This window comes from Rhizobium sp. GCM10022189, assembly GCF_042656325.1.
Taxonomy (GTDB): Bacteria; Pseudomonadota; Alphaproteobacteria; order Rhizobiales; family Rhizobiaceae; genus Rhizobium.
The window spans coordinates 1-17,140 of the sequence record NZ_JBHSOR010000003.1 but is presented as its reverse complement, the minus strand read 5'-3'; the positions used below and the strand labels follow the sequence as shown (position 1 = coordinate 17,140).

Here is a 17,140-nt window from a genome sequence, read left to right as displayed (position 1 = left end):
AGGCATGGGAACTTGATGTTAGCCTGCTCCCCGGCTGTATCGGGGGAGCAGCATGTCGAAGAACATCGTCATTCTGTTCGACGGCACGTCGAACGAGATATCCGCAGACCGCACCAATATTCTGCGCCTGTTCGGAACGCTGAAGCGCTCGGACGAACAGATCGTCTATTACGATCCCGGAGTCGGCACGCTTGGTGCGGCAGATGCATGGTCGCGCTTCTACCGCAAGACCATCGAAGTCTGGGGCCTTGCCACCGGCTGGGGTCTCGATGAAAACGTCAAGGGCGCCTATCGCTTCCTGGTCGAGAACTACGATGCCGGTCCGCCCGACGATCATGGCGGTCATCCCGAGCGCGACCGCATCTATATTTTCGGCTTCAGCCGCGGCGCCTATACGGCCCGCGTTCTGGCGGGTTTCATTCACGCCTTCGGCTTGAGCAGCCGCTATCACCTGAACCTGCTCGACTATGCCTACAGAACCTACAAGGGCATTCCCGAACAGGAGCAGCGCACCGACGGCCCTGACGGCGCCGATCCGTCATCGGCCTTCAAGAGCATGCGTCTCTACGAGCGCATGCTGCGCAACGACCGCCCGCCGATCAAGCTGCTCGGCCTGTTCGATACGGTGGCCTCGGTGATCGAGGCCGGCAGAGGGCGTCCTCAGTTCACGACCCATCCTTTCACCCGCAAGAACCCAAGCGTCGAATACGTGCGCCATGCCGTGTCGATCGACGAGCGCAGAACCATGTTCCAGCCGGAACTGTGGACGCCGGATCAGGACTATCGCGGCAATCCCTTCAAGCCCGCGAGTGCCAGGCAGGATTTCAAGGAAGTCTGGTTTGCCGGCGTCCATGGCGATATCGGTGGCGGCTACCCGGAAGCCGAAAGCGCGCAGGTGAAGATACCGCTCGACTGGATGATCCGCGAAACGGAGCCGGCAGGCCTGCTCTACGTCTCGCGCACGATCAACAACATCGTGCTCGGCAAGAATGACAACCAATATGTCGAACTTGATCCGACCGCGGCCCTGCACGATTCCATGACAGCCGGCTGGAAACTGCTCGAATATATTCCGCGACGGGTGCCGGAAAATTCCTGGCGCAGACGCGGCGACAGACGCGCCATCTATCTGCCGCGACAGGACCGGCGCTTCATCCCCGACGGATCGACCCTGCATGCCTCCGTGCAGACCCGCATGGCGACCGGCTATGCTCCGCCCAACCTGCCCAGAGACCCCGTATTCGTGCCCTGACGCGTTGAATCGATTTCTCCGCTCAGGCCGCCAGGCCCTTGATCAGACTCATCTCCTGCCGAAAACGCGCAAGCTCCCGCGCCTTCCTTTCCTCATCCGGAATCCGCAGCAGGTAGGAAGGGTGCACGGTGACGAAAAGCGATCGTCCCTCTTGCATGGCAATCGCTCGCCCCCGCACATCCGCCAGCTTCTGCTTCTCACCGGTCAGCGCGTAGAAGGCCGTCGCCCCCATCGCCACGACCAGCCGCGGCCGTATGAGGTCGAGCTCCAGCTTCAGCCACCAGCGGCAATGCTGCACCTCGCCCAAATTGGGCTTCTGGTGGATGCGCCGCTTGCCGCGCGGCTCGTATTTGAAATGTTTGACGGCATTGGTGACATAGAGCCTCGACCGATCGATACCGGCCTGCGCGATCGCCTCGTCGAAAACGGTCCCGGCCGGCCCGATGAAGGGGCGGCCGGCAAGGTCCTCCTGATCGCCCGGCTGCTCGCCGACGAACATGATCCCGGCATCGACTGGCCCCTCGCCAAAGACCGTCTGCGTCGCCCTCTCATGCAGCGGGCATCGGCTGCAGGCGGCGGCTTCTTCCCGCAACGCCTCCAGCGTGCCGGCAGGCGCCCGTTTCGGGGCCGGCATGCGGGCGGCCGCCTCCCGAATCCTGTTATGATAGGCAAGCGGCATCGTCGCTTCGCGTTCGGCCATGGCAAGCACATTGACTTCCGCATCGGCGATCAGGCCGGGAATGAGATCGGCCTCCGGCAGGTTCTTCCAGTATTTTTTCGGCATCTCGGCCTGCATGGCCTTCACCTTCAGCCGGGCAGGATTGAAGATGCTGGCATAATAAGTGCGCCAGAGATCGTCGGTCGCGTCGCTGATGTCAGGCTTTTCGCAGGGCGCATCGCTTGTCGTCAGCCGCTCGCCATCCCAGGCGGCCGATCCCTTCGGCGTGGCGATCAGCCAGTCCATATCAGTGAAGCGGCGCTGGAAGAACGGCGCCTTGCGCGCGACGATATAGTGATCCGGCTCGAACCAGGCGATGAACTTTCGCCGCGCGCCGGCAGGTGCCGGCACTTCCTTGAAGCGCACGAAGGCCGTCATTTTGTGAGCGTCGCGATGCACGCTCTTCTGCATCAGCCGAGCGCGCGAAACCTCTTCGTCGGACGCCAGATCCAGCAGATCGCGGTTTTCCAGCAGGCGCCACAGCAGGCTGTAGAGCAGCGAAAACCGGCCGGGATCGCTATGGCAGATCACCGCCTCGGCAAGCGCCATGAAAGCCGGCGGAACGCTCATGGGTCTGGCATTGGGGGTTGGGTCGGGCGGCAAGGCATCACGCTGAAAATCAAAGCCCGGCTCGCTGCTCTTTTCCTGCCAGTCGATGTCGTCAGGCAGGATTCCGGCCGCGGCAAAGGCGCGGGCGGCCTTGCGCCATTCCTCGAAATTCCCCCTGCCCTCCAGAACGATCCGGCGCATCATAACAGCGTCAATTGTTCGGGTTGCGGCTCGAACATGGCGCGCAGGTCCGGCCGGTCGACAAGGCGATGCGGTGTCCAGCCCTCGGCCGTGACGAAGGCCTGTACCTTGCGGATGGAGACGCCGAGACGCGGCAGGTCCTCGAGCCGCAAGCGGCGCTGCCGCCTCTCGGTCAGGATCGCCTTCACCGTCCTGGTGCCGAGCCCCGGCACGCGCAACAGCCTCTCGCGATCGGCCCGGTTGACATCGACGGGGAAGTCCTCGCGATGGCCGAGCGCCCAGGCAAGCTTGGGATCGAGATTGAGATCCAGCATGCCGCCCTCTTGCGTCGACGTGATTTCGTCGATGCCGAACCCATAGAAACGATAGAGCCAGTCGGCCTGATAGAGCCTGTGCTCGCGCATCAGCGGCGGCTTGATGAGCGGCAGGTTCTTCGAACTGTCGGGGATCGGGCTGAAGGCGGAATAATAAACCCGCTTCAGACCGTAGCTGCTGTAAAGCTGGCCGCTGGTGGACAGGATCGTCGCATCACTGGCCCCGTCGGCGCCCACGATCATCTGCGTGCTCTGGCCGGCCGGCACGAAGCGCTTCCGCCTCCTGGTTTGCAGCGTCGGCTCTTGCGCCGCTTCGATCTTCAGCCTGAGATCGCCCATCGAGCGGCGAATGCCGGCCGGCTTCTTTTCCGGTGCAAAGCGGCTGATGCCGCTATCGGTCGGCAGTTCGATATTGAGCGAGAGGCGGTCGGCATAGAGCCCCGCCTCCTCGATCAGATGCGCGGATGCTTCCGGAATGGATTTCAGGTGAATGTAGCCGCGGAAACTATGCGTGATCCGCAATTCCCGCACGATGCGCACCATTTCCTCCATCGTGTGATCGGATGAGCGGATGATGCCCGAGGAGAGAAACAGGCCTTCGATGTAGTTGCGCCGGTAAAATTCCAGCGTCAGCCAGACGACCTCCTCGGGCGTGAACCGCGCGCGCTCGACATTGCTCGACGAGCGGTTGATGCAATAGGCGCAGTCATAGATGCAGAAATTGGTGAGCAGGATCTTGAGCAGCGAGATGCATCGGCCGTCAGGCGCATAGGCGTGACAGATGCCCGAGCCTTCGGTCGAGCCAAGCCCGCCGGAGCCGGACGAATCCCGTTTGACCGTACCGCTGGAGGCGCAGGAAGCATCGTATTTGGCAGCGTCGGAAAGGATCGCCAACCGTTCTTTAAGCGATTTCTTCATCCGTATGTTCACTAAATGTTCACGGTGGCGAAATCAAGACGAAGAAACGGGATTGTACCCGACTTCCCTTCAAAAGCAGGCACTTCAGCACACCGCAAAAAGCGCCGATACGAATTTTATGGAAATTGCGCGTGCCGATCTGCTATAAGCGGCGAAATAGGATTGTAACACGGTTCCGAAGTTCCCCTTCGGGACCTGTTTTCTTTTGTGTCTGCGCGAACTGCAGATGCGGGGAGAGAAGGACAAGAAAATGGTTGATAAGGTACCGATGACACAGGGTGGTTTCGTCAAGCTGCAGGAAGAGCTGCGCTGGCGTCAGCAGGAGGAGCGCCCGCGAATCATCGAGGCCATTGCGGAAGCGCGCGCCCATGGCGACCTTTCCGAAAATGCCGAGTACCATGCAGCCAAGGAAGCGCAGAGCCACAACGAGGGCCGCATCACCGAGCTCGAAGACCTGACGGCGCGCGCCGAAGTCATCGACCTTACCAAGATGTCGGGCGACAAGATCAAGTTCGGCGCCAAGGTGAAGCTCGTCGACGAGGACACCGAAGAGGAAAAGACCTACCAGATCGTCGGCGATCAGGAAGCCGACGTGAAGCAGGGTCGCATTTCCATCTCCTCCCCGATCGCCCGCGCGCTGATCGGCAAGGAAGTCGGCGACTCCATCGAAGTCAACGCGCCGGGCGGTTCCAAGGCCTACGAAATCCTCTCCGTTTCCTGGGGCTGATCGCCCGCGCTTTTCTTTTCAAGAGCAGCCCGTGCCGGATATCAGCGACGTCGAGATCATCGCGCCCAACCTGAAACGCCGGCTCTCCGGCGTCACGTCCACGATCGTCCAGCTTATCCCCTGCCAGATCCGGCTGGGGATCAGGATCGCCGCTCTCGGCCCCGGCCTGCCGCCGGACCTTCCGCGCTTGAAATGGCCGCAGCTGGCCGGCCTCTGGCGCCCGCCGGCCGGGCGCCGCCACCGCGTCTGGCATGCGCGCCGCAACAACGAGATGGCTGCAGGCATCCTCCTGCGCCACGTGCTGCGCATGCCGCTGAAGCTCGTCTTCACCTCGGCCGCCCAGCGCCGCCACACGTCCTACACCCGCTGGCTGATCCGCCGGATGGATGCCGTCATCGCCACCAGCAGCCGCTCCGGCTCCTTCCTCAAGGTGCCGCACACGGTCATTCAGCACGGCGTCGATCTCGCGCTCTTCCATCCGCCCGAAGGACCGGACGATACGATCACGGCCACCGGCCTGCCCGGCCGCCATCTCGTCGGCTGCTTCGGCCGGGTGCGCCACCAGAAGGGCACCGATCTGTTCGTCCAGGCGATGATTGCGCTTCTGCCGCAATATCCGGACTGGACGGCCGTCATTTCCGGCCGCATCACACCGGAGCACACGGCATTCGCCGACAAGCTGAAGGCCGATATTGCCGCGGCCGGCCTGGCCGACCGCATCGTCTTCATCGGCGAAGTGCCCGACATCAAGGTCTGGTATCGCCGGCTGACGCTCTATGTCGCCCCGTCCCGCAACGAAGGCTTCGGCCTGACCCCGCTGGAAGCCATGGCCTCGAAGACGGCGGTCGTCGCGTCAGACGCCGGCGCCTATGCCGAGATGATCGTGTCAGGCGAAAACGGCGTCATCGTGCCGCCCGGCGACGGCAAGGCGCTGACGGCAGCCATTGCCACCTATCTTGCCAATCCTGCGCTGACCGCCGCACAGGGGGAAACGGCGCTCCGGCACGTGCGCGAAAATTTCGCATTGGAAAAGGAAGCGACGGCAATCGCCCGGATTTACCAGGAGCTTCTCGGCGCTTAAGCCGAACCTTTGTAACAAACATTTCGGGAAGGCAGGGGCGCAAGGGATGTCGACCGCAAACAGCAATGACCTGGTCAACGTGCTCTGCATGAAGTGGGGAACGCTCTACGGCCCCGAATATGTCAACAACCTCTATCACGGCGTCAAACGGCACCTGAAACGCCCGCACCGTTTTGTCTGCTTCACCGACAACACGGAAGGCCTCCAAGAGGGTATCGAAACCTTCCCCCTCCCCGAACTCGGCCTGCCGGCCGGCTCGAAGGACCGCCGCTGGCAGAAGCTGTCGCTCTTCCGCCGCGACCTCGCCGGTCTCGAGGGCATCGGCCTCTTCCTCGATCTCGATCTCGTCATCGTCGACGACCTGGAGCCGCTCTTCCAGCATCCGGGCAAGTTCCTCATCATCCGCGACGACGATCTCTTCCGGCCAAAGCCGCTGCGCAAGCTCAATCCGGCCCGCGACCGGTTCCTGGCCTCGGTCGGCAACAGCTCGGTCTTCCGCTATGAGATCGGCGCCCACGCCTATATTCTCGACACCTACATTGCCGACCCCGTGGCAGCCATGTCGAAATACGAGATTTCCCAGCAGTTCCAGAGCGCGCAGCTCGCAGCCCATGGAAACCTGCAATACTGGCCGCGGGAATGGTGCGTGAGCTTCAAGAACGCCTGCGTGCCGCGCCACATCAAGAGCTTCTGGCGCGATCCCGAACTGCCGCCGGAAGCCAGGATCGTCGTCTTCGCCGGCAATCCGAAAATGAGCGAGGTCTTCGAAGGCGGCGGGCAGAAATGGTATCGCCGCATCGGCAATACCGATTGGCTGAGCAAGGCCTGGCGCGGCTGAAGCCTTTCAGGAAGTGCTTTTAGAGTTCGACCAGCCCGAGCTTCTTCACCTGGCGGATCGTCAGCATGGTGCGAACGGTATCGACATGCTCGTTGGCCGTCAGCACCTCGATGACGAAATCCTGGAAGCGGGTCAGGTTCTGGGCCACGCAATGCAGCAGGAAATCGCTGTCGCCGGAAACCATCCAGGCCTGGCGCACCAGCGGCCATTCGGCGGTGGCGGCGGCAAAGGCCTTCAGATTGGCTTCGGACTGGTGCTTGAGACCGACCATGCAGAATGCGACGAGATCGAGCCCGAGCTTCGGGCTGTTCAGCATCGCGTGGTATCCTTCGATGACGCCGGCTTCCTCGAGCTTGCGCACCCGGCGCAGGCAGGGCGGCGCTGAAATTCCCACCCGGTCGGCAAGTTCCACATTGGTCATGCGGCCGTCTGCCTGCAGTTCCCGCAATATCTTTATGTCGATAACGTCAAGTTCAGCGCGAACCACGCCCAGGCCTTTCTTTAATTCCCCGCGGGCAGCTTCTATATAAAGCCACGGAATACGCAAGAAAGTTTCAGTCCGATGACGGAATCTTGCACAGCACCTGCATTTGCCTTGTTGGTAATGCAAGGCTGCCCTTGAATAAAAGCATTGGTCGTTCATAAATGGCGCAGGGATTGCGAAACGGCCTTATTCGCCTCTTGGCCGTCGCATCCTGCCAGTCGAAAGGAAATTCTATGTCTGCCCGCCATACCAAGGTGCTCATTATCGGTTCCGGACCTGCCGGCTATACGGCAGCGGTCTACGCCGCACGCGCCATGCTGAAACCGGTTCTGATCGCCGGTCTCGAACAGGGCGGCCAGCTGATGATTACCACCGACGTCGAGAACTATCCGGGCTTTGCCGATCCGATCCAGGGTCCCTGGCTGATGGACCAGATGCTGCAGCAGGCCCGGCATGTCGGCGCCGAAATCGTCAACGACCTCGTCACCGAGGTCGATCTCAACCAGCGCCCCTTCGTCGCCCGTACCGATAGCGGCCAGGTCTGGACGGCCGATACGCTGATCATCGCAACCGGCGCCAAGGCCAAGTGGCTCGGCATCGAGAGCGAGCAGCATTTCCAGGGCTTCGGCGTCTCCGCCTGCGCCACCTGCGACGGCTTCTTCTACCGCAACAAGGACGTGATCGTGGTCGGCGGCGGCAACAGCGCCGTCGAGGAAGCGCTCTATCTCTCCAATATCGCCAGGTCGGTTACTGTCGTGCACCGCCGCGACAGCTTCCGTGCGGAAAAGATCCTGCAGGAACGCCTCTTCGCCAAGGAGAACGTCAAGGTTCTCTGGAACACCGAGGTCGCCGAAATCACGGGCACGCCGGCAAAGCCCCCCATGCCGCCGTCCGTTTCCGGCGCCCGCCTGCGCGATACCCGCACCGGTGCCATCACCGAGGTCGCCGTCGACGGCGTCTTCGTGGCGATCGGCCACGCACCGGCAACCGAACTTTTCAAGGGCAAGCTGAAGCTGAAGGACAATGGCTATCTCTGGACCGCGCCGGATTCGACTGCGACCAGCCTGGAGGGCGTCTATGCCGCAGGTGATGTGACCGACGATACGTTCCGCCAGGCAGTCACTGCCGCAGGCATGGGATGCATGGCCGCCCTCGAGGCGGAGCGTTATCTGACGGGCCATATGCCCGTTGCCGTAGCAGCGGAGTAATCGTGGCATGAGGGGTGGGGGAATGCCGTTGGACTGGGACAAGCTGCGTATTTTCCACGCAGCTGCCGAAGCCGGATCGTTTACGCATGCGGCCGACAAGCTGCATCTGTCCCAGTCGGCCATCAGCCGTCAGGTCAGCGCGCTCGAGCAGGATGTGGGCACCAAGCTCTTCCATCGCCACGCGCGCGGCCTGATCCTCACCGAACAGGGCGAGTTGTTGTACCGCACCGCCCATGACGTGCTGCTGAAGCTCGAAACCGTGAAGATGCAGCTGACCGAGACGACGGAAACACCGTCCGGCAAGCTGCGCGTCACCACCACGGTCGGTCTCGGCCAGGGCTGGCTGACCGACAAGATCCAGGAATTCCTGCAGCTCTATCCCGATGTCCAGATCCAGCTCATCCTCGACAACGAGGAAGTGGATGTGAACATGCGCCATGCCGATTGCGCCATCCGCCTTCGCCAGCCGCAACAGTCGGACCTCATCCAGCGCAAGCTCTTCACCGTGCATATGCACGTCTATGCGGCCCCCTCCTACATCAACCGCCATGGCGAACCGCAGACGATCGAGGATCTCGACAATCACCGGATCATCACCTTCGGCGAACCGGCGCCGAACTACCTGCTCGACGTCAACTGGCTGGAAATCGCCGGCCGCTCGTCGGACAACAAGCGCATTCCGCACCTGCAGATCAACAGCCAGACCTCGATCAAGCGCGCCTGCCTGCTCGGTATCGGCATCGCCTGCCTGCCGGATTATATCGTCGGCCGCGACCCCGGCCTGATCCAGCTGGCGATCAATGCCGACGTTCCCTCCTTCGATACCTATTTCTGCTATCCGGACGAGATCAAGAACGCCGCCAAGCTGAAAGCCTTCCGCGATTTCATCGTCAGCAAGGCCCGTAACTGGAACTTCTGATTTCCCTTTTTGTGGAACGAATATCAAATCATGCAACCCACGCATGACTGACATGCACAAAAAAGGGTTGCCGTTTGCTCATTAAAGCACCATATCGCACATAGCTGATGCACACGGTGGCTTTTCCTCCCAGTTCCACCGCATTAGCTGTTCCCCTCTGGAGGTTTTTGACCTTCACACTTATAAGGGCCTCGGTTTTCCGGTGGCCCTCTTTTTTTGCGTGAATTTTACCGGGAGATACCGCAGTGCGGAAAATTTTGTGCAGCGCATAGCTGGCATGCACAAAAATGCATTGAAAGCTGCACAAAGAACCACCATATCGCTCATAGCTGATGCATTTCGTGGCTTCTCTCCCAGTGCCACCGCGTTGGCTGTTCCCCTCTGGAGGTTTTTGACCTTCACACTTATAGGGCCCTGGTTTTCCAGCGGCCCTCTTTTTTTGCTTAAACTTTAGGCAGAGCGGGAAAATTACGACCTCACGCCTCCGTGACTTGCATATCGAATATCATCGATCCATATATCGAGAAAATCCGATTTATAATTCGATGAATGACGATGGACAAAGACGAGATTCTCAAGGCGCTGGCCAATCCTGCCCGGATGGACATCCTCAACTGGCTGAAGAACCCGGAAGAACACTTTCCGACGCAGGAACATCCGTTTGAAATGGGTGTCTGTGCCAGCCAGTTCGAACGCTGCGGCCTGTCTCAATCCACCGTGTCCTCGCACCTTGGCATCCTCCACCGCGCCGGCCTCGTCACCAGCAAGCGCGTCGGCCAGTGGATCTTCTACAAGCGCAACGAAGAAACGATCGCCGCCTTCCTCCAGCAACTGACGCAGGATCTCTGACCCATGCCCCTTGCCCTGCTCGTGCTTGCCTTGAGCTCTTTTGCGATAGGCACCACCGAATTCGTCATCATGGGCCTTCTGCCCGAAGTCGCCGCCGACCTCTCTGTCACGATCCCGCAGGCCGGCTGGCTGGTAACGGGTTATGCGCTGGCCGTCGCACTCGGCGCGCCCGTCATGGCCGTTTCCACCGCCAGGCTGAAGCGCCGCTCGGCGCTCATCATGCTGATGGCCTTCTTCATCGCCGGCGACCTGCTCTGCGCGATTGCGCCCAACTACTGGGTGCTGATGATCGCCCGCATCGTCACGGCCCTTTGCCACGGCGCCTTTTTCGGCATCGGCTCGGTCGTCGCCGCCAATCTCGTCAGCGAGGACCGCAAGGCCCGCGCCGTCGCCCTGATGTTCACCGGCCTGACGCTCGCAAACGTGCTCGGCGTGCCGCTCGGCACCGCCATCGGCCAGGCCTTCGGCTGGCGGTCCACGTTCTGGGTGGTGACTGCAATCGGCGTCGTGACCATTGCCGGCCTGATCGCCGCCCTGCCTCGCGACAGGCAGGAAGAGCAGAGCGGCATCCTGCGCGAGATCGCGGCGTTGCGGAACGGCCGCCTGTGGATGGCGCTGTCGGTCACCGTCTTCTTCTCGGCCTCGATGTTCACGCTCTTCACCTATATCGCCCCGCTGCTGCGGGACGTGACCGGCGTCTCGCCGGAAGGGGTGACCTGGACACTGTTCCTGATCGGCATCGGCCTGACGGTCGGCAACCTGATCGGCGGCAAGCTTGCCGACTGGCGCCTCGGTACTGCCCTTGCCGCCATCTTTGCGGCGATCGCGCTGAGCTCGGCGATCTTCTTCTATACGAGCCGCTTCTTCATCCCGGCCGAGATCACCCTCTTCCTGTGGGCCGCAGCCACCTTTGCTGCGGTGCCGGCCCTGCAGGTCGGCGTGGTCGGCTTCGGCAGGGATGCGCCGAACCTCGTCTCGACCATCAATATCGGCGCCTTCAACACCGGCAATGCCCTCGGCGCCTGGGTCGGCGGCACGGTCATCGATGCCGGCCTCGATCTCGACCGCGTTCCCCTCGCGGCGGCCGCCATGGCCCTGATCGGCCTTGCCGCCACCGCTCTTACCTATCTCTCCGGCCGGGCGCAGGCCGCGCCCGCCGCCGCCGAGTGACCACCAAGCAGAAAGGACCTTACTATGGCCAAGCTCTTTCAACCGACGCAGGCGGGCGATATTGCCCTGAAGAACCATATCGTCATGGCGCCGCTCACCCGTAACCGTTCGCCGGGCGCAATCCCGAACGACATGAATGTCGAATATTACCGCCAGCGCGCCACGGCCGGCCTCATCATCACCGAAGCGACCGCCATCACGCACCAGGGCCAGGGTTATGCCAACGTGCCCGGCCTCTACAGCAAGGAAGCGCTCGATGGCTGGAAGCGGGTGACGGATGCCGTCCATGCCGAGGGCGGCAAGATCGTCGTGCAGATGTGGCATGTCGGCCGCATCTCGCACACCGCGCTGCAGCCGAACGGCGGCAAGCCGGTCTCGTCGACCAATCGCATCGCCAAGGCCAAGACCTATCTCGTCAACGCGGACGGCACCGGCGGCTTTACCGACACTTCCGAGCCGCGCGCGCTCGAAACCTCCGAAATTCCCGGCATCGTCGAGGATTACCGCAAGGCCGCCCGCGCCGCGATCGATGCCGGCTTCGACGGCGTCGAAATCCACGGCGCCAATGGCTATCTGCTCGACCAGTTCATGCGCGACGGCGTCAACGACCGCACCGACGAATATGGCGGCCCGATCGAAAACCGCGCCCGCTTAACCTTTGAAGTCGTTGAAGCCGTGACCAGGGAAATCGGCGCCCGCCGCACCGCGATCCGCATTTCGCCGGTCACGCCGTCGGGCGAATCCTACGATTCCAATCCGCAGGCGATCTTCACCCATGTCGTCGAAGGCCTGGCCAGGTACGATCTCGCCTATATCCATGTCGTTGAAGGCCAGACCGGCGGCGAGCGCGACTATCGCCAGGGCGACAACCCGTCCTTCGACTACAAGGCGCTGCGTGCCGCCTACAAGAAGGCCGGCGGCAAGGCTGCCTGGATGGTCAACAACGGTTACAACCGCGATATGGCGCTCGAAGCCGTCGAAACCGGCGCGGCCGATCTTGTTGCCTTCGGCAAACCCTTCATCGCCAATCCGGATCTCGTCGAGCGCCTGGAAAAGAACCTGCCGCTCAACACGCCCGACCAGTCCACCTTCTACGGTGGCACCGCCAAGGGCTACATCGACTATCCGCTGCTCGAAAAGGTCGCCTGATCGCTGGAGCAGACAGAAATCCCGCCGCCCGGCGGGATTTCCATTTCAGACCATTGCCGCTAGCATGCCGCCATGTTCTCCCGCTATCTCGAACGCTGGTCGCTGTCGCCAGACGGCGAACCCATCATCACCCATTCAAGCCGCCTCCTGCCGGTCATCTGGCAGGACAAACCCGCCATGCTGAAAGTCGCAATCGACAGCAGCGAGCGCGAAGGCGCATTGCTGATGCAATGGTGGAATGGCGATGGCGCGGCCCGGGTCTATGCGCAGGAGGACGATGCCGTCCTCCTGGAGCGCGCCGCAGACAGGCAGTCCCTGCTGCACATGGCCCTGAACGGTAAGGACGACGAGGCAAGCCGTATCATGGTGCGCACAGCCGCAAGGCTGCATGCGCCCCGCCCCACCCCGCTTGAGGGGGCGCCGACGCTCGAGCGCTGGTTCCGCAGCCTGAAGCCGGCGGCGGAAACCCATGCCGGCACCTTCGCCGATTGCTGGAAGATCGCAAGCGCCCTGCTTGCGGCGCCACAGCAGCTCGGCATTCTCCACGGCGATATCCATCACCGCAACGTCCTCGATTTCGGCGAAAGGGGCTGGCTGGCGATCGACCCCAAGCGGATCTACGGCGAGCGCGGCTACGACTTTGCCAATATCTTCGCCAACGAAGACCTGCCGACGACGGTGGATCCGAGGCGCCTGCGCCGCCAGCTTCCGATCGTCTCCGGCGAGGCAGACATCGAGCCGTCGAGACTGCTCAAATGGATCGCCGCCTATTCCGCCCTCTCCGCCGCCTGGTTCCTTGAGGATGGCGATCATGCCTCCGCCGAGAAACCTCTGACGGTTGCCCGCATCGCGCTTGCGGAGCTTGGCTAACCGGCCTTTCCAGCATGCGAAAGAAGCGCCGCCACGCCATGCGGCAGCTCCGGCAGCGAGCCTTGCGCAATGAGCGCGGCGCGCACGGCTTCGTCGATCGGCGTATGCGGCTCGGTTCCAAGCTCGGCGACCAGCCTGTCGTTCTTCATGCGCAGCGGCACTTTCCAGAGGTAACGCATCTCTTTCAGTTCCCGCATCAGCGTCATGAAGGGAGCGAGCAGCGGCACGACAAACCAGGGAAAACGGCCGATCTTCGCCTTGCCGCCGGCAACCCGCCGGACCGCTTCCGCCAGCTGGCGGCCATCGCCGTCCCAGAATCCGTTCATATGATAGCAGGCGAATGCCGGCAGGCGCTCGGCCCGCTCGACAAGCTGCACCATCGTCTCGGCGACATCGGGCAGATAGGCCCAATGGTGCCCGATGCCCGGCAGCGCGGGGTTTCTGATCGTGCCGACCGGTTTGCCCGGCGTGGCATAGGCGGCGGAAAACCAGCTGTTGCCGGTGGCGCCCGGCCCGAAGAAATCGCCGGCGCGCACGATGATGACACTGGCGCCCATCTCGCAAGCCGCCTTCAGGCGCTTCTCCATCTCGACGCGAATCCTGCCCTTCTTCGTCACCGGGTGCTGGGGGCTGTCCTCCGTCACGACCGGAAAGGCATCCGGCCCGAAATTGTAGACATTGCCCGGCAGCAGGATGCGCGCGCCGACCGCGCAGGCCGCGGCGATCGTATTGTCGAGCATCGGCAGCGCCAGTCTCTCCCAGTCGCGATAGCCAGGCGGATTGACGGCATGAACGATGAGATCAACACCTTCCGCGGCCCTGCGAACATCGGCGGCATTCATTGCGTCGCCCTGTACCCAGTCGAAGCCCGGCCCGCTCGCCGATGCTTTCTGGGCGTTGCGGTGGAGCGCCCTGATCGTCCAGCCGCGCGCCTGCAGTTTGCGGGCAACCGCGCCGCCGATGCCACCCGTAGCACCCAGAATAAGCGCCGATTTCCTACGCTGATCTCCACTGCCCATGATCGTCTCCTTGTTCGACGAGACGACTATGCCTTCAGCTGGAGATAAACAAAATTGACGAAATACATTCTGCCGCTATACATAAATAGATGACCTCCGAGCCAAGCTGGGATTTCTACCGCTCTTTCCTCACTGTGCTGCGCCACGGATCGCTTTCGGCCGCCGCCCGCGAACTCGGCCTGACGCAGCCGACGATCGGCCGCCACATCGATGCGCTGGAGGAAGCTGTCGGCGCGGAACTTTTCATCCGCTCGTCAAACGGCCTGTTGCCGACCGACATGGCGCTCGACCTGCGGCCCTACGCAGAAACGCTGGCAACGACGGCGGCCGCGCTCCTGCGCACAGCATCCAGCGAGCGCGGCAAGGTGGAAGGCACCGTGCGCATCAGCGCCAGCGAGGTGATCGGCATCGAGGTCCTGCCGTCGATCATCGCCGATCTGCAGGAAGCCTATCCCGGCCTGCAGGTGGAACTGTCGGCGTCCGATGCGCTGGAAGACCTCATGAACCGGGAGGCGGATATTGCCGTGCGCATGGCCGAACCGCGGCAGGACGCGCTGCTGGTGCGGCGCATCGGCGATATCCCGCTGGGCTTCCATGCCCATCGCCGCTATCTGGAACGGCACGGCACGCCGCAAACCATGGCCGAGCTTGCCGGCCATCGCCTCATCGGCTTCGACCGGCAGACGGCCTATATCCGCATGATGCTGAAGCTCTACCCGGTGGCCGAGCAGCTCGCCTATGCCTTCCGCACCAGCAGCCATCTGGCCCACTACACCGCTATCCGCGCCGGAATAGGCATCGGCGTCTGCCAGACGGGACTTGCCCGCCCGAACCCCGATCTCGTCCATATTCTGGCAGATGAATTCGAAATCCCTCTCGGCACGTGGGTGGTCATGCACGAGAGCCTCAAGACATCGCCGCGCTGCCGCGTCGCCTTCGACGCACTGGTCAAGGGGCTGCTGAACTATATCAGGTCATGCAGGGAAACGCGCGTCTGACGACGCGCTGAACGACGATGAGGTGCCGGCCGCAAATCAGGGCTCGGGGGAAACCTCGGGCGAACGGCTCTTGGCAAAGACGTCCACGACCTCGGTCTCGGGACGATCCCCGCCCTCGGCATATTCCTCGTGCCACTTGCCCTGAGCATCCTGCCAGCTGATCTCGGCGGAATCGCCGCCCACCTGCTGCTCTGCCGCAACGATACGGGCCGCTTCGAGCGCCTCGGAGTGGCTCGGAAATGCCTCGGAATAGACGTCTTCCAGCTTGTAGGCCCAGCCGCCGTCATGCGGTACGACTTCGTAGACCACCTTGACCATGCATGTCTCTCCTCTTCTTCTCGTTGCGCATCCGTGGGCTCCCGGATCATGTCCGGTTCAGCGCGGGCCGCTTGAGAAGATTTCGAGGACGCCGCGATCTGGGTTCCGGCTGCCGTATGAAAAGCAGTATTTCATTAATCGTCACAGACTGCAAATTTCATCCGTGACGAGTCTTCTTGCGTAGAAAAATCACCGGCTTACAGTCCCCGGGGGAATCGAAATCGGCGCTGGTGGTGGAAATGGCATTGCATCTTAAGGAAGAAAAGTTCCTGGTCGTGGCGGTCGTCGTGGCAGTCGTCGCCTATCTCATGGAACATGCCGTCATGGAGGCCGGGCAGGTAATGGCGCTTGCCGCCGCCGCTGCCCTGATCGTCACTATCGTGCTCGCCTCCATGCGCGTCGCCCACCATGCGGAACTGCTCGCCGTCAAGGTCGGCGATCCCTATGGCACGATGATCCTGACGCTCTCGGCCGTCGCCGTGGAAGTCATCATTCTCGGCATCATGATGAGCGGCGAGGAAACGTCACCGACGCTCGTGCGCGACACGATCTATTCGGCGCTCATGCTCGACATCAACGGCATTCTCGGCCTCGCAGCCCTGCTCGGCGGCCTGAAACATGGCGAGCAGCCCTATAACGACAATTCCGGCAAGACCTACGGCGTGATGATCCTGACCGCCATGGGCATTTCGATGATCGTTCCCGAATTCGTGCCCGACGACAAATGGCACTATTATTCCGGCTTCACCATCATCGCCATGATCGCCCTTTACGGCCTCTTCCTGCGCATGCAGGTCGGCCAGCACAGCTACTTCTTCTCCTACAGCTATCCGCGCTCGGAACGGCAGAAGGAACATCCGGACGAACATCACGAAGAAGGATCGGTCGCGGCCTCCATCACCATCATCCTCATCGGCGTGGTCATCATCGGCGCGCTTGCCGAGTTCATGTCGGGCTTCATGAGCGAGGGCCTGCGCGGCACCGGCGCTCCCGTGGCCGTAACCGCCATCGTGGTCGCCGCCATCTCCGCGGCTCCGGAAATTCTGACGGCCCTGAGGGCAGCGCTGCGCAACCGCATGCAGGCAACCGTCAACATCGCCATGGGCGCCTCCCTTTCGACGGTCATCCTCACCGTGCCGGTCATGGAGGGTATCGCGCTTTATACCGGCCAGCCCTTCGTCATGGCCATGTCGCCGGTCCAGACGGTGATGGTCATGGTCACGCTGATTGCCGCGGCCATCAACCTCAACGACGGCGAGACGAACGCCATCGAGGGCATGACCCACTTCATCCTCTTCGCCACCTTCATCATGCTGACGGCGATCGGACTTTGAATCTGAAATCAGTGACTTGACGCGACAAGCTGATTCATCGTCGCAGCGCGTTAAATCAGAAACTCAGGGCAAACAAAAAGCCCGCCATCTCTGGCGGGCTCAGACCGCTGACAAACCCGTCGATTTTTTCGGCGGGTTTTGTTTTTGAAGGTTTGGTTGTTTCCGGTTTGGCCGTGAGGCAGACGAAGTTGCGGCCTTTTGCCTTCATGTCATGGCTGGTTTGG

At 62.1% G+C, this 17,140-nt stretch carries 17 protein-coding genes; 12 read left to right on the top strand and 5 right to left on the bottom strand.

Translation table 11 applies throughout. The features are described 5' to 3' along the window. Positions 1–52 precede the first annotated feature (52 nt). On the top strand, positions 53–1,252 hold the full coding sequence (locus tag ACFPWW_RS03660) for a T6SS phospholipase effector Tle1-like catalytic domain-containing protein (protein ID WP_377310457.1): 1,200 nt from the start codon (positions 53–55) through the stop codon (positions 1,250–1,252). Positions 1,253–1,274: 22 nt separating this feature from the next. On the opposite strand, the gene ACFPWW_RS03655 is transcribed toward ACFPWW_RS03660, so the two are convergent. Together ACFPWW_RS03655 and ACFPWW_RS03650 are read right to left on the bottom strand one after the other, a co-directional pair. Further along, the gene (locus ACFPWW_RS03655) at positions 1,275–2,720 is read right to left on the bottom strand and encodes a UdgX family uracil-DNA binding protein (RefSeq protein WP_377310634.1); all 1,446 of its coding nucleotides are present in this window, start codon (positions 2,718–2,720) and stop codon (positions 1,275–1,277) included. Then, complete coding sequence (locus ACFPWW_RS03650) at positions 2,720–3,952, bottom strand: putative DNA modification/repair radical SAM protein (protein WP_377310455.1); 1,233 nt, start codon at positions 3,950–3,952, stop codon at positions 2,720–2,722. Before ACFPWW_RS03650 ends, ACFPWW_RS03655 begins: the two co-directional genes overlap by 1 nt. A gap of 250 nt (positions 3,953–4,202) precedes the next feature. Between ACFPWW_RS03650 and greA the strand changes: the two genes are divergently transcribed. The 3 genes from greA to ACFPWW_RS03635 are packed head-to-tail and all read left to right on the top strand — an operon-like array spanning position 4,203 to position 6,598. After that, positions 4,203–4,679, top strand: a complete 477-nt coding sequence (gene greA / locus ACFPWW_RS03645; protein ID WP_112564541.1) for a transcription elongation factor GreA — start codon at positions 4,203–4,205, stop codon at positions 4,677–4,679. Between the two features lie 31 nt (positions 4,680–4,710). Beyond that, positions 4,711–5,760, top strand: coding sequence for a glycosyltransferase family 4 protein (locus tag ACFPWW_RS03640; RefSeq protein ID WP_377310453.1), 1,050 nt, complete (start codon positions 4,711–4,713; stop codon positions 5,758–5,760). Positions 5,761–5,806: 46 nt separating this feature from the next. Continuing rightward, positions 5,807–6,598: a hypothetical protein gene (locus ACFPWW_RS03635; RefSeq protein ID WP_377310451.1), complete on the top strand. Its 792-nt coding sequence runs from the start codon at positions 5,807–5,809 to the stop codon at positions 6,596–6,598. A gap of 19 nt (positions 6,599–6,617) precedes the next feature. Here ACFPWW_RS03635 and ACFPWW_RS03630 read toward each other — a convergent pair whose 3' ends face one another. Further along, on the bottom strand, positions 6,618–7,085 hold the full coding sequence (locus ACFPWW_RS03630; RefSeq protein WP_112564538.1) for an Lrp/AsnC family transcriptional regulator: 468 nt from the start codon (positions 7,083–7,085) through the stop codon (positions 6,618–6,620). A 230-nt stretch (positions 7,086–7,315) separates the two neighbouring features. Between ACFPWW_RS03630 and trxB the strand changes: the two genes are divergently transcribed. From trxB to ACFPWW_RS03600, 6 genes are all read left to right on the top strand, one after another. Next, positions 7,316–8,290, top strand: a complete 975-nt coding sequence (gene trxB, locus ACFPWW_RS03625) for a thioredoxin-disulfide reductase (protein WP_377310449.1) — start codon at positions 7,316–7,318, stop codon at positions 8,288–8,290. 22 nt (positions 8,291–8,312) lie between these two features. After that, on the top strand, positions 8,313–9,209 hold the full coding sequence (locus ACFPWW_RS03620; RefSeq protein ID WP_112543602.1) for a LysR family transcriptional regulator VtlR: 897 nt from the start codon (positions 8,313–8,315) through the stop codon (positions 9,207–9,209). 555 nt (positions 9,210–9,764) lie between these two features. Beyond that, positions 9,765–10,058 carry an ArsR/SmtB family transcription factor gene (locus ACFPWW_RS03615; protein ID WP_112564790.1) on the top strand — a complete coding sequence of 98 codons (294 nt, stop codon included), beginning with the start codon at positions 9,765–9,767 and terminating at the stop codon, positions 10,056–10,058. 3 nt (positions 10,059–10,061) lie between these two features. Then, the gene (locus tag ACFPWW_RS03610; RefSeq protein ID WP_377310446.1) at positions 10,062–11,228 is read left to right on the top strand and encodes an MFS transporter; all 1,167 of its coding nucleotides are present in this window, start codon (positions 10,062–10,064) and stop codon (positions 11,226–11,228) included. A gap of 24 nt (positions 11,229–11,252) precedes the next feature. Further along, positions 11,253–12,377, top strand: coding sequence for an alkene reductase (locus tag ACFPWW_RS03605; protein ID WP_377310445.1), 1,125 nt, complete (start codon positions 11,253–11,255; stop codon positions 12,375–12,377). A gap of 72 nt (positions 12,378–12,449) precedes the next feature. Next, complete coding sequence (locus tag ACFPWW_RS03600) at positions 12,450–13,247, top strand: aminoglycoside phosphotransferase family protein (RefSeq protein WP_112564534.1); 798 nt, start codon at positions 12,450–12,452, stop codon at positions 13,245–13,247. On the opposite strand, the gene ACFPWW_RS03595 is transcribed toward ACFPWW_RS03600, so the two are convergent. Beyond that, on the bottom strand, positions 13,244–14,266 hold the full coding sequence (locus tag ACFPWW_RS03595) for an NAD(P)H-binding protein (protein WP_377310443.1): 1,023 nt from the start codon (positions 14,264–14,266) through the stop codon (positions 13,244–13,246). The two genes, ACFPWW_RS03600 and ACFPWW_RS03595, sit on opposite strands and share 4 nt — an antisense overlap. A gap of 89 nt (positions 14,267–14,355) precedes the next feature. Here ACFPWW_RS03595 and ACFPWW_RS03590 point away from each other — a divergent pair, with 89 nt between their 5' ends. Beyond that, positions 14,356–15,264 carry a LysR family transcriptional regulator gene (locus ACFPWW_RS03590; RefSeq protein ID WP_112564532.1) on the top strand — a complete coding sequence of 303 codons (909 nt, stop codon included), beginning with the start codon at positions 14,356–14,358 and terminating at the stop codon, positions 15,262–15,264. A gap of 36 nt (positions 15,265–15,300) precedes the next feature. Here the strand turns inward: ACFPWW_RS03590 and ACFPWW_RS03585 are convergent, their stop codons facing one another. Beyond that, entirely contained in the window at positions 15,301–15,582 is a 282-nt protein-coding gene (locus tag ACFPWW_RS03585) for a DUF2188 domain-containing protein (RefSeq protein ID WP_377310441.1), read from the bottom strand. 239 nt (positions 15,583–15,821) lie between these two features. On the opposite strand from ACFPWW_RS03585, the gene ACFPWW_RS03580 reads away from it, so the two are divergent. After that, positions 15,822–16,916 (top strand): calcium:proton antiporter, encoded by a 1,095-nt coding sequence (locus tag ACFPWW_RS03580; RefSeq protein WP_112756652.1) that lies wholly within the window; start codon positions 15,822–15,824, stop codon positions 16,914–16,916. Positions 16,917–17,140: the final 224 nt, after the last annotated feature.